This is a genomic window from Brucella pseudintermedia (assembly GCF_008932435.1).
Lineage (GTDB): Bacteria > Pseudomonadota > Alphaproteobacteria > Rhizobiales > Rhizobiaceae > Brucella > Brucella pseudintermedia.
The window spans coordinates 500,919-513,549 of record NZ_WBWE01000001.1 but is presented as its reverse complement, the minus strand read 5'-3'; the positions used below and the strand labels follow the sequence as shown (position 1 = coordinate 513,549).

Sequence of the window (12,631 nt, the reverse complement as noted above, 5' to 3'; positions counted from 1 at the left end):
TTATCGGCTTTTGATGCCGAGACCGAAGGCGATGAAAGACCAGCCCTGGAAAATCAGGTCTATCGCCAGAAACAGGCCAAGGATGAACAGGCTGTTGACCGGCCATTGCATGGCGATGATAAGGCCGAGGAGCAACGTGACGACGCCGCCTGCGACGATCCAGCCCCAGCCAGCCGAGGGTTTCGACTTGAAGCCGAGCCAGATGCGGAAAGCACCGGAACCCAGAAGCGCCGCCGCCAGCAGGAAGGTCAGCACACCGGCCGCCAGCACGGGATTGATGAAGGCGACGATGCCCGCCGCCGTATAAAGCAGGCCGCTCAGGAGCCAGAAGAAGAAGCTGCCCCAGGTTTTGACGCCGAATGCATGAACGATTTCCATGGCGCCGCCGATGAGCATCATCAGGCCGACATAGTAGACCGAGACCACGGTGGCCAGCACCAGATTGCCGAAGGCGATGCCTCCGAGGATCAGAAGCGCCACCCCAAGGGCGACGAACCAGCCCCACTTGCCGGAGAGTTCCTTTGGAAGAGCCGGACGGTCGAAATCATTGTGAGCTGTTGCCATGAGACGTCCCTCAAATTGTCATGCCTCCAGAACAATATAAGGCATGTCCCGGATTTGGCCAGCTTTGCGATGAACGGGTGAGAACGCCAATGCCCCCCACTGTTCGTCTCGACGATCTCCCATTATATCTCTTTGCTATTAAAATCGTATTCCGTTTAAAGTTCATGTGATGTTCGATCTCGTTTCCCACTACTGGCCGCATATCCTGTTTGTCCTGTCGGTCGTTCTCGGAGCGATCGCCGCCATTCACGCGACCATGACGAAAGAGGAAGTCCGAACAGCCATCGGCTGGGTCGGCGTGATTGTGCTTTCGCCCATCGTGGGAGCGGTGGTCTATGCGATTGCTGGCGTAAACCGCATCCGGCGTTCGACGCTCAGCCACCAGCGCGCCAACCGGGGCAAGATTGCGCTCTATCACCTGTCGCACTTCGATACGACGAACGATCTGGTGCGGGCCGCCTTCGGACGCCAGTTCGGGGCCATGAAGATTCTTGGCGATGCGGTCAGCCTTTACGATTTCACCAGCGGCAACAATATCGACATGCTGGAGACGGGCGACGAAGCTTATGCCGCAATGCTCGACGCCATAGGCCGCGCTGAACGCAGCATCATGCTGGAAACCTATATTTTCGACCGGGACGGGATTGGCGAAGTGTTTGCCGATGCGCTGGGCGATGCGGTCCGGCGCGGCGTGGAAGTGCGCGTGCTGGTGGATGCCGTCGGTGCACGCTATTCCTTTCCAAGCATCGTCAAGCTCCTGAAGGACAAGGGCGTTGCCGTGGATGTGTTCAACGGCAACATCATCATCGGGCTGCGCCTGCCTTACGCGAACCTTCGCACCCACCGCAAAATCCTCATCGTCGACGGCAAGATCGCCTTTACCGGCGGCATGAATATCCGCGCGGGGTTTGTGCGAAGGATTGCGGGCGATGCCGTTGCCTTCGATACGCACTTCAAGCTGGAAGGACCGGCTATCGCCGATCTCTTTCATATCGCATCGGAAGACTGGCGCTTTGCCACCGGCGAGCTTCTGACCGGGGAAGCATGGAAGATCGCGCCGCCGGAAAACCCGCCGGGAACGGGAACGCTGGTGCGTGTCGTCGGGTCGGGGCCGGACAAGAACGTGGAAACCAACCAGCGCATGATGATGGGCGCCTTCTCGATTGCCGAGCAGCATATTCTCATCATGACGCCTTATCTTCTGCCGGACCGCGAATTGATCAGCGCGCTGGTGACGGCGGCGCGGCGCGGCGTGTCGGTGGATATCGTCGTGCCGGGCGTCAACAACCTGAAGCTGGTGGACCGCGCCATGCGCGCGCAGTTCGATCAACTCTTGAAGGATGGCTGCCGTATCTGGCGGGCTGGGGGTGCCTTCAATCACTCCAAGCTGATGACCATCGACGGCGCATGGTCCTATGTCGGGTCATCCAATATCGATCCGCGCTCGCTGCGGCTGAATTTCGAGGTCGATCTGGAAATTCTCGACCGTGACGTGGCGCGTCAGGTGGAAGAGCGTATCGGCAAGGTGATAGAGGGAAGCCGCGAGGTCAATCTTGCGCGGCTCAAGAATCGGCCTTTCCTGGAGCGTCTTCTGGACCGGATTATCTGGCTGGGTTCGCCTTACCTGTGAATATCATCCCGTTCGGCTGTTGAATATTTCCGGGCTGAGTTCTTCAAGCAGGCTCGTTGCCGATTTGAGGTCGAGATGCGCCTTGATCGGCAGGTGATCGGACGCCAGACGCGCCAGCGGCGTGTTGTGCACTTCAACCGATGTGACCAGATTGTGGGGCGCGCCCAGTACGCGATCCAGTGCAAAAACCGGGAACCGCGAAGGAAAGCTCGGTACTGCCGTTGCGACATGGTTGAATGTCGGCATGAGGGCGGCCAGCGACGAGCGCTTGCCGATGCGCCATTCGTTGAGGTCGCCGATCAGCAGCGTCGGCAGTGTGTCAGCCTCCTGCAAGACGGTAAGGATGCTCTCGGCCTGTTGCTCGCGGGAGCGTTTCAGAAGGCCGAGATGCGCGGCGATGACGCGCAAAGGGCCTGCCGGAAATTGCAGGTCCGCGACCAGCGCGCCGCGCGGCTCGACGCCGGGCAGCTTGAGCTGCTGCACATTGCGCACCACACCTTCGCGGAACAGGAGCACGTTGCCGTGCCAGCCGTGGCCCTTGGGCATTGTTGCTGTGATGGGAACGGGGATAAGTCCATGACGGCGCTCAAGCAGCCCCAGATCGAGCAGGCCGGATCGCTCGCCGAAACGCCTGTCGGCTTCCTGCAAGGCGATCACGTCCGCGTCGATCTCACTGATGACCTCGGCGGTTCGCTGCGGATTGAACTGCTTGTCGATGCCGATGCATTTATGGACATTGTAAGATGCAATAACGACGTCACCGCCAGCAATATTGGCGTTGAGCGGCCTGTAACCCGGCCTGTTCCGGATTGCAGTCAGGATGGACTTCGATATCCGGTTTGGTTCTTTCTTTTTCAGCACCCGTTCTCACCTGTGAGGTATTCGGTCCGAAAGCCTATGATAAACCCGCATCCGTTTCTATATAGTCGGATTGTTCATCTGTTTGAATAGCAGTTGCCTACACAATTCGGCGACTTCCGGAACTAAACGCAAAGTTGGTTCGGCAGGTTCCGAGCCTCATCTTGCAATGAAACGGATAAGCCTGTCGGTGAGGCCGGTATAAGGCGGCCTGATGAGATCGCTCGGCGCCGGGGCAAATTTGGTCAGGACCGGCATTGCCTTGGAAAAGGTCAGGAAACCGTCTTGGCCATGATACTGGCCCATGCCGCTTGCGCCCACGCCGCCGAATGGCAGGTCGCTACAGGCGAAATGGTAGAGCGTATCATTGACGCAGACCCCGCCAGCAACAATGCGGCCTAGCATCATTTCGATCTCTGCGGTGTTGTCGCTGAAACAGTAAAGCGCCAGCGGACGGTCGAGCCGCAGAACGAAACCGATGGCATCGTCGAGCAGGCGATAGCTGAGGATCGGCAGAAGCGGGCCGAAAATCTCCTCCTGCATGATTGCGCTGTCAGCGGCGGGTTCGAGCACGAGGACGGGCGACATCAGTCGCGGCCGATCGAAACCGGCCAGAAGTTCAATGACAGCTTCGCTCTTGTTCGCGGCATCGGTCAGCAGCTTCGCGAGCCGTGCTTCCTGCGCTTCATTGATGATCGTGGTGCGGTCCTTTGCCGCTGATGAGCCGCCATAGCGCGCCTGCATTTCAGCGCGCAGAAGGTCTATGAATTCGTCGCGCCGGCTCTGGTGGATCAGCACATAATCAGGAGCGATGCAGGTCTGTCCGGCATTGAAGAATTTTCCCGTCGCGATTGAGCGGGCGGCGCGTTTGAGATTGGCATTCTCGCTGACGATGGCGGGTGACTTGCCGCCAAGTTCCAGCGTCACCGGCGTCAGGTTCGGTGCTGCCGCCGCCATGATCTTGCGCCCCACAGATGTTGAGCCGGTGAAAAAGAGATGGTCGAAGGGCAGCGATGCGAATTGCGCGGAAAGCGATGCATCACCAAGCGCCACGGCAACGCGATCCTCCGGGAAAACTTCGGCAAGCAGGCTTTGTAGGAATTGCGCCGTGCGCGGCGTATGTTCGGACGGCTTTAGGAAAACATGATTTCCGGCTGCGATTGCTGCGACGAGCGGTGCCAGCGCCAGATTGACGGGATAGTTCCACGGCGCGATGACCCCAACCACACCGAGCGGCACATAGCGGATTTCCGCTTTGGCGGGCCACATTTTCCATCCGGCCTTGCGGCGTTTCGGTTTCATCCAGCGCTTGAGGTTGTGCAGCGCATCGTCGATTTCGGCAAAGACGACGCTGGCCTCACCGAGCAGGGTTTCGTGCAGCGAGCGGTTGCCGAAATCCGCGCTGATGGCTTTCGCCATTTCATCAAGCCGCTTTTCGAGCGCCTGACGCAGCCGCTTCAGATCGTCCAGACGCTGTTCATAGGCCGGACGGTTCTCAAGCCAGGCGTTGCGCAGGCGCTCAAACGACAGTTGCAGTCTCTGTTCTTCAACTGCCATAGGCAAAGTCCTCCGTCGAGCGGGCAAAGAGGAATTGGGCGGCATAATAGGTTGCAAGCACCCAAAGGCCACTTAGCGGAATGTCGAGGCTGAACCGTCCGAAGGCCAGCAGCGTGTCGCTTGCCATGAAAAAAAGACCGCCAGCGGCCGCAAGCCAGGCGGCGTAGCGTTGCGGCGTTTCCGGTTCGGTGCCGAGCGCGCGGCTCATCGCCTGTGCTGCCATGATGCCGAGGGCTGCGGCATAGACAATGACCGGGATTTTCATGGGCGTCGGCAGTGACGACCAGAGGCCAGCTATGATGGCAAGGGCGGCGATGGCGAAAAGGACGAAAACGCCCTTATGCGCGGCAAAGCGCGTCTGGCGGCAAAGCGCATAGATATAGGCGCAATGGGTAATGAGAAAGCAGATCAGGCCCGCCATGAAATAGTCGCCGGACAGCATCAGGAAGAAATCGCCAAGTGCGGCGAAAACCAGCCCGAAGGCGATGGCGAATCCGTAAGTTTTCGATTTGGGCCGTCCGGCGCATAGGACGGCTGCGAGCAGCAGTAGAGTTGCGGTTGGCTTGGTCAGATAATGCAGCCAGCGCCAGCCTGAAACCTCGCCATTGTAGCTCATCACACTGCCCGCAATGGCGCAGATCGCGCAAAGCAGGAACAGGCCATAGAGCGTTCTGTTTCTGCCGAATTCCAGCAAGCCTCTGCGGCGCATGTTTGCCCCCCATTTTTATATTTTGAGCATAGCAGGCGGAATTGTGCCGCCAATTGCGAGAACAGCGCAATAGGCAGAATTTGTAGCGCTGTTGACAATGCGCTGTGAAGGCAGTTCAGGCGCGCTGCCAGACGGTCGGCTTGTTTTTCTGCCAGCTGTCTTTGTGCAGCAGGGGGGTGTCGTCATCGGCCAATGGCCAGCCGATGCACAGATAGAGGCTGAAGTGCCAGCTGGACTGGGCCTCGAAAAGCTTTTCCATCGCGTCGGGGTCGAGAATGGAAACCATGCCGACGCCGAGCCCGAACGATCTTGCCGCCAGATTGAGGTTCTGGACCGCCATGGCGGTGCTGTGTTCAAGGGTAACGGCCATCGACTGCCGACCGAGACCATGCCCTTCGACCGGCGCGGTTTCGGTGAAAATGGCAAGCTGCACCGGAGCAACGCTGATGCCTTCCAATTTCAGGTTCCGGTAATGCTCTGCGCGCGCGCTGTCATAGATCTCGGCGGCTGATCGGTTGGCTGCCAGAAAGATGTCGTGAACCGCTGCACGTTTTGCAGCAGTTTCGACTGAAATCACCCGCCAGGGGCGGGCATTGCCGACGGAGGGGGCGTAATCCATCGCTTTCTGCAAAGCCTCAATGATTCCATCGTCCACGGCCCTGTTGCTGAAGTGGCGGACGTCGCGCCGCCATTTCAGCAATTCAAAGAAAGCGGCGCGTTCGGAAGGAGAAAACTGCATTGTCTATCAGAATACTGGGTGAATCGGGGGCATAAAGCCTGCGGCCAGTGAACATCAATCCCAAACAAAAAAGCCCGCTTGCGCGGGCTTTTTGGGGCGCTTCAGAACCTTGGTAGTGGTCCGAAGACTTGGAAATGGTGCCCAGAAGAGGACTCGAACCTCCACGCCCTTGCGAGCGCCAGCACCTGAAGCTGGTGCGTCTACCAATTCCGCCATCTGGGCGACGAGGACCCATCTAAGGGGTCGACCTGCCTCTGTCAATCGCGTTTTCGACATTCAGCCAGCTTTTTTTCAGCCGATGCTTTTTTCGCGTTGGAAAGAGGGATGGGCGCGCGGACGCGCCCGATGAATTCACAGCCAAACGGCTATCAGGCTTCGAGAATTTCCTTCGAGGCAACGGTCGAATCAGCATTGAGCCGGTAGATGACCGGAACGCCGGTATTGAGTTCCTGCTTGAGAATCTGCTCCGGCGTCAGGCCGTCCAGCGCCATGATGAGCGCACGCAGCGAATTGCCGTGTGCGGCGACCAGAACCGTTTCGCCGCGCAGCACATGCGGCTGCACGGTATGCAGATAATAGGGCCATACGCGCGCGCCGGTATCCTTCAGGCTTTCGCCGCCCGGAGGCGGAACGTCATAGGAACGGCGCCAGATATGCACCTGTTCCTCGCCCCATTTGGCGCGGGCATCGTCCTTGTTGAGGCCGGACAGATCGCCATAGTCGCGCTCGTTCAGGGCCTGATCGCGAATCGTCTCGAGATCGGACTGGCCGAGCTCATCGAGGATGTGCTGGCAGGTCACCTGGGCGCGCGACAGCGCGGACGTGTATGCGATGTCGAACTTGAGACCGGCGGCCTTCAGGCGCTGGCCAGCGGCCTTGGCTTCGGCGTGGCCCTGTTCGGTCAGGCCCGGATCGCGCCATCCGGTGAAAAGGTTCTTGAGGTTCCATTCGCTTTGACCGTGGCGGACCAGGACGAGAGTACGAGACATATGCAACGCTCCGTTTATGAAGAAAATCAGTCGTTCAGCCCGAGAACATCGAGCATTGAATAGAGGCCGGGCTTTTTGCCATAGGCCCAAAGTGCGGCCTTGATCGCACCGCGCGCGAAGATCGAACGGTCTTCGGCATGGTGAGAGAGAACAATGCGTTCGCCGGGACCGGCCAGAATCACCGAATGGTCGCCAATGACCGAACCGCCGCGCAATGTGGCGAAGCCGATGGAGCCGGGTTCGCGCGGGCCCGTATAGCCGTCACGCACACGGACGCTGTTTTCCGCCAAGGCAATGTCGCGCCCCTTGGCTGCCGCTTCGCCGAGAAGCAGGGCGGTGCCGGATGGCGCATCGACCTTGTGCTTGTGGTGCATCTCAAGGATTTCGATGTCGAAATCGGCCGGATCAAGTGCTTGCGCCGCCTTCTGCACCAGAACGGACAGAAGATTGACGCCGAGGCTCATATTGCCGGATTTGACGATGGTTGCGTGGCGGGCAGCGGCGCGGATTTTCTCTTCGTCTTCCGCCGAGCAGCCTGTGGTGCCGACGACGTGCACGATGCGCGCCTGCGCGGCGAGGCCTGCAAATTCGACGCTTGCCGCGGGACTTGTGAAATCGAGGACGCCCTGTGCCCTGGCGAACACCGGCAGCGGATCGTCGGTGATGGTCACGCCGAGCGGGCCTACGCCGGCGACCTCGCCGGCATCCCGGCCCAGAAGCGGGGAGCTTGAGCGTTCGATGGCGCCCACCAGTTTCGCGCCTTCGATGGTCTGGATGGTGCGGATCAACGTCTGGCCCATGCGCCCGCCCGCGCCGACGACGACAAGGCCCATTTCGCTGCTTTCGGTTTCTCCGCTCATCGTGGTTCTCCTGTCCGCAATTCTTCTGCCGTCTTTTCAGTGATGAAATCGCCGTTGCCGCTCTGCAACTGATAGAAACGGGCATAGACACCGTTCGGGATGGCGATCAGATCGTCGTGACGGCCTTCCTCCACCACGCGGCCCGCTTCCATCACCACGATGCGATCGGCATTGACCACGGTGGAAAGGCGATGCGCAATCACGATCGTAGTGCGGTTCTGCATGATGCCTTCCAGCGCCTGCTGGACCCGCTTTTCCGATTCATTGTCAAGGGCGGAAGTCGCCTCGTCGAGCAGGAGAACCGGCGCATTGCGCACGATGGCGCGGGCAATCGAAACGCGCTGGCGCTGGCCGCCGGAAAGCGTCACACCGTTTTCGCCGACCGGCGTATCGTAGCCCTGCGGCTGTTGCAGGATGAAATCATGCGCATGGGCAAGCTTGGCCGCCTCGATGATTTCCTCATCCGTCGCGTCCGGGCGGCCATAGCGGATATTGTCGGCAATTGTGCCTTCAAAGAGATAGGGCTGCTGCGAGACATAGGCGATGGCATGGCGCAGCGACCGCTTTCTGACCTGGGCGATATCCTGCCCGTCGAACAGGATCTTGCCTTTGTCGAGATCGTAAAAGCGCTGGACGAGATTGATGAGGGTGGATTTGCCTGCGCCTGAAGCGCCGACCACCGCAGTGGTTTCGCCTGCCTTGGCGACAAAGCTCACGCCATGCAGCACCGGCGCGGTTTCGTTATAGGTGAAATAGATATCCTCGAAGCGGATTTCGCCGGGGCCAGCTTTCAGCTCCATTGCGTGCGGAACATCGCGCTGGCGCGGCTCTATATCCAGCACTTCGTAGATCATGCGGGCATTGACGAGCGCCTTTTCCAGTCCGACCTGAAGGCGGGCGAGGCGGCGCGCCGGATCATAGGCAAGCAGCATCGCGGTGATGAAGGCGAAGGTTGCGCCCGGCGGCTGGTGGTCGAGAATGGCGCGATAGCCGCTATAGGCCAGCACGCCAGCCACGGCAAAACCGGCCAGCATTTCGGAAATGGGCGTCGTGCGCTCGGACACTTTGGCGATCTTGTTGCTGCGGCCTTCCGACTGATCGATAAGCTTGCCGATCTTGGCGCGCAGCTGATCCTCCATCGTAAAGGCCTTGACGATGGCAATGCCCTGAATCGATTCCTGCATCGCGCCCAGCAGATGGGAATTGAGATGCACGAGATCGCGGGTGACGGAGCGGATGCGGCGCGAAATATAGGCGACGGCCAGAATGAGCGGCGGCCCGATCAGGAAAATCGCGACGGACAGGACAGGGTCCATATAGAACATGGTGCCGACGAGACCGATCAGCGAAATGAGGTCACGCGCGATCGACGAAATCGTCATGTTGAGAAGATCGCGGATGCCGGAAACATTCTGGTTGATCTGCGCCGCCAGATGGCCGGAACGTGTATCGTTGTAGAAATCGAGGCCGAGCTTCATTAGATGGTCGAAAATGCGCTTCTGATAGCGCGCGACCAGATTGTTGCCGATCTTGGCAAGCTCCACGGCCTGTATGTAGCCGGAAATGCCGCGCAGGATGAAAATGGCCAGCAATGTGCCGCAAATGACCCAGACCAGACCGAGATTCTGCTCGTAGAAAATCTTGTCGATCATCGGCTTCATCAGATAGGCCAGCGCGCCATTCGATGCGCCGACGATGAGCGAAGCCAGTATGGCGATGACGTAGTTCTTCTTATATTCGCGGATATTTTCCGACATCATGCGCCGGATTACGCGGGTGGCTTCGCCCGTATCGATCTTCTTGTTCTTCTTCTTGAATAGGCTCACGTGCAAAAGCGCTTTTTGTCTCTTTGCCCTCCGGCTGGACCGGCGGCTAACGTTGAAAAATACGACTTCCCATACGGAAACGCTGCACTGAAAAAGCCAGCGACAATTTCAGTGCAGCGTTTCTATAACGTTATCCGTGCGGCTTGACCATCCTCAAGCTTTGCCGATCAGTCGATGCGCCAGCGGCGTCCTTCGGTCGCGACTTCAAAACGGGCAGGGGCCTGCGCAAAGGCGGAAAGCCCGGTAAGGGCGGCAAGCTGGTGCGTGATCACGCGGACAGGAATGTCGCGCATGATGGCCTTATGCGGGGCCTTGTCCTCAAAAGCCTCGCGAAAGGCACCGGCTTTCAGCGCGGAAAGGATGCGCTGCGGAATGCCGCCGGAAAGATAGACGCCGCCATGCGCCATGAAGATCAGCGCCAGATCGCCTGCCACCCGTCCTAGGTAGGTGACGAACAGATGCAGGGTTTCCTCGGCTTGCGCATTGCTGCCGTCGAGCCCGGCTGATGTAATATCGGCGGGGGTTTCCAGCGTCGGCGTCACCTTGTCGGCGGCGCATATGGCCAGATAGAGATTGCGCAGTCCGCGCCCGCAAAGAATCTGTTCGCCAGCAACGCGGCCCTCTATGCGCTCGATATGCGGGAAGACCTCATAGTCACGTGTCGTGCGCGGGCCGATGTCGATATGGCCGCCTTCGCCCGGCACCGGCACCCAGGCATGGCGCGTGCGGACAAGCCCGGCAACGCCAAGCCCCGTTCCCGGTCCAAGTACGACGCGGGTAGCGATCACCTCGTCGGGCTTGCCGCCGATCTGTTCCAGATGATCGCTGCCGAGAGACACGACGGCGAGCGCCTGCGCCTCGAAATCGTTCAGCACGGTTACGTCCTCGAAGCCGAGATCGGCGATCATCTTTTTCGGGCGCACCACCCAGTCGCAATTGGTGAGGTCGATCTCATCCCCGTCGACGGGACCGGCTACAGCCAGAATGGCGGAACGCGGACGGATCGAGGTGTGGTCGAGAATGGCGCTCTGTATCGCCTCATCGATTGTGGCGTAATTCGCCGTCTGGAGAACGGGAAACTCCTTCGGTTCCGCATTGGAATCCACGAGAATGGCAAAACGGGCATTGGTTCCACCGATATCGCCGACGAGCACTGGAAACCGGAACCCCTGTTCGGCGTCGATAGTCGCTAGCATGTCCTCTCCCTGGTCATCTTTTCGCCTGCTGGTTGGTCGCGCCTGATCAATCAAGCGCCTTGATCAGCCTTTCGGCAGTCGCACGATTGAGCGCCATCGGAATGTCATAGACGCTGCCGAGGCGCGTCAGCGCCTTCACGTCGACATCGTGCGGAAGCGGCGACAGCGGGTCGATGAAGAAAATGAGCACTTCCACCGTGCCCTCCGCGATCATCGCGCCAATCTGCTGGTCGCCGCCGAGCGGCCCGCTTTTCACGCGCTGGATGCGCAGTGAAGGGCAGGCATCCAGAATGAGGCCGCCGGTCGTTCCCGTCGCCACAATGTCATAGCGCGACAGCGCCTGCTCATGCGCTTTTGCGAAGGCGACCATGTCGTCCTTCTTCTGGTCGTGGGCGATCAATGCGATGCGCAGGCGTTCCGTCATGAATGAGCAACCTTGTGAGCTGATAACCTTGTCATTAGAGCATTTCCAGCAGAAGTGTGAAACGGTTTTGCGTGGGACAATGCGATGAAACCTAGAGCATTTCCAGCAAAAGTGTGAAACGGTTTTGCGTAGGGAAAATGCGATGGAGTACAGAGCCGGGGCGGTTCAACGGTTCTGTTCCAACGGAACCGCTCCGGCTTTCTAAATCGTTTTAAGTCTATAGCGAAGCGCCAAAGACCTGAAAAGTGGCAAAAGCCTCACTGCGCGCCGTAGGTGACGTCCGCGATCGAATTCGGCGCAGGGCCGTTCAGTACGGCGGCGCAAGACTTCGGCAGATCGGAGACCATCACCGGACGCGGCTTTTTCGGCGGTTCCTTCGATGGCTTGGCGGGCTTCCACGGTTCATCGGTGAACCACCAGGCGAGAGACTTGTCGCAGCCGTCACCGGCAGGCACCTTCGGCTGTGCCTTGCACTCGGGCGATCCGGGCTGACAGGTCAGGCGCACATGGAAATGGTAGAAATGACCCCAATAGGGGCGAACCTTTCCGAGCCAGCTTCTGTCGCCGGTCACCGTGTCGCAAAGCTGCTTCTTGATGCCGGGATGCACGAAGATGCGCTCCACTTCCGGATAGCTTGCGGCGTGTTTCAGCAGGGCCGTGCGGGCAGGGGTCCATTTCTTCGGATCGACATAGAGCGAATCTTTTTGCAGCATCGATACGGCTGACACGCTCTCGCGCTCGGCGTCGGTAAAACGTTTTTTCGGCATCGGCGTCAGCCAGATATCAGCATCGAGGCCGACCTGATGCGAGGCATGGCCGGTCAGCATCGGGCCGCCGCGCGGCTGCGAAATGTCGCCGACGAGCAGGCCGGGCCAGCCGTCCTTTGCCGCATCGCGGGACAGTTTTTCCAGAAGGCCGATCATGCGCGGATGGCCCCAGCGGCGATTGCGCGAAAGGCGCATCACCTGCCAGTTTGGTCCGTCGGTCGGCAGGGCCACGGCACCGGTGAGGCATCCCTTCGCATAAAAGCCGATGGATTGCGGCTCTTGCGTAAGCACCGGCAGCACTTGCGCGCCAAATGCCTGTTTGGCGGGCATGTCTTCCGCCGCGGCCATGGGCACGAAGTCGGGCGCGATCATTGCGGCCAGCGAAGCTGCGAGAACGAACTTCTTCAATCTGTTTGCGATCTTGGGGCTGTTTGCGATCATGGGGCAATTCCAGTTTTGCCAAAGGGCGCTGCGGCTGCGAATCAAGGCAGCCGGATTGCGGGCATTATGCT

General features: G+C 59.5%; 12 protein-coding genes and 1 tRNA gene. 1 reads left to right on the top strand and 12 read right to left on the bottom strand.

The features are described from left to right. Nucleotides 1-564, bottom strand: a complete 564-nt coding sequence (locus F9K78_RS02440) for an HdeD family acid-resistance protein (RefSeq protein ID WP_121985827.1) — start codon at nucleotides 562-564, stop codon at nucleotides 1-3. Nucleotides 565-733: 169 nt separating this feature from the next. Between F9K78_RS02440 and cls the strand changes: the two genes are divergently transcribed. Then, a complete protein-coding gene (cls, locus tag F9K78_RS02435; protein ID WP_121985828.1) occupies nucleotides 734-2,194 on the top strand; it encodes a cardiolipin synthase in 1,461 nt (486 codons plus the stop codon). Between the two features lie 3 nt (nucleotides 2,195-2,197). On the opposite strand, the gene F9K78_RS02430 is transcribed toward cls, so the two are convergent. The 11 genes from F9K78_RS02430 to mepA form a co-directional block, all read right to left on the bottom strand. Next, nucleotides 2,198-3,055: an endonuclease/exonuclease/phosphatase family protein gene (locus F9K78_RS02430; RefSeq protein ID WP_121981673.1), complete on the bottom strand. Its 858-nt coding sequence runs from the start codon at nucleotides 3,053-3,055 to the stop codon at nucleotides 2,198-2,200. Between the two features lie 156 nt (nucleotides 3,056-3,211). After that, complete coding sequence (locus F9K78_RS02425; protein WP_121985829.1) at nucleotides 3,212-4,609, bottom strand: coniferyl aldehyde dehydrogenase; 1,398 nt, start codon at nucleotides 4,607-4,609, stop codon at nucleotides 3,212-3,214. After that, the gene (locus F9K78_RS02420) at nucleotides 4,599-5,318 is read right to left on the bottom strand and encodes a lysoplasmalogenase (RefSeq protein WP_121985830.1); all 720 of its coding nucleotides are present in this window, start codon (nucleotides 5,316-5,318) and stop codon (nucleotides 4,599-4,601) included. The genes F9K78_RS02425 and F9K78_RS02420 overlap by 11 nt, the downstream gene beginning before the upstream one ends. Before the next feature lie 115 nt (nucleotides 5,319-5,433). After that, nucleotides 5,434-6,057 carry a 5,6-dimethylbenzimidazole synthase gene (gene bluB, locus F9K78_RS02415; RefSeq protein WP_121985831.1) on the bottom strand — a complete coding sequence of 208 codons (624 nt, stop codon included), beginning with the start codon at nucleotides 6,055-6,057 and terminating at the stop codon, nucleotides 5,434-5,436. A 135-nt stretch (nucleotides 6,058-6,192) separates the two neighbouring features. Next, nucleotides 6,193-6,279 (bottom strand) — tRNA-Leu (locus F9K78_RS02410). 146 nt (nucleotides 6,280-6,425) lie between these two features. Continuing rightward, a complete protein-coding gene (locus tag F9K78_RS02405) occupies nucleotides 6,426-7,046 on the bottom strand; it encodes a 2,3-bisphosphoglycerate-dependent phosphoglycerate mutase (RefSeq protein WP_121985832.1) in 621 nt (206 codons plus the stop codon). Nucleotides 7,047-7,072: 26 nt separating this feature from the next. Continuing rightward, complete coding sequence (gene dapB, locus F9K78_RS02400; RefSeq protein WP_121985833.1) at nucleotides 7,073-7,906, bottom strand: 4-hydroxy-tetrahydrodipicolinate reductase; 834 nt, start codon at nucleotides 7,904-7,906, stop codon at nucleotides 7,073-7,075. Next, nucleotides 7,903-9,732, bottom strand: coding sequence for an ABC transporter ATP-binding protein (locus tag F9K78_RS02395; RefSeq protein WP_121981679.1), 1,830 nt, complete (start codon nucleotides 9,730-9,732; stop codon nucleotides 7,903-7,905). Before F9K78_RS02395 ends, dapB begins: the two co-directional genes overlap by 4 nt. A gap of 167 nt (nucleotides 9,733-9,899) precedes the next feature. Beyond that, a complete protein-coding gene (locus tag F9K78_RS02390; RefSeq protein ID WP_121985834.1) occupies nucleotides 9,900-10,928 on the bottom strand; it encodes a glucokinase in 1,029 nt (342 codons plus the stop codon). 46 nt (nucleotides 10,929-10,974) lie between these two features. Further along, the gene (locus F9K78_RS02385) at nucleotides 10,975-11,352 is read right to left on the bottom strand and encodes a methylglyoxal synthase (protein ID WP_021587119.1); all 378 of its coding nucleotides are present in this window, start codon (nucleotides 11,350-11,352) and stop codon (nucleotides 10,975-10,977) included. A gap of 257 nt (nucleotides 11,353-11,609) precedes the next feature. Beyond that, on the bottom strand, nucleotides 11,610-12,560 hold the full coding sequence (gene mepA, locus F9K78_RS02380) for a penicillin-insensitive murein endopeptidase (protein ID WP_121985835.1): 951 nt from the start codon (nucleotides 12,558-12,560) through the stop codon (nucleotides 11,610-11,612). Nucleotides 12,561-12,631 lie beyond the last annotated feature (71 nt).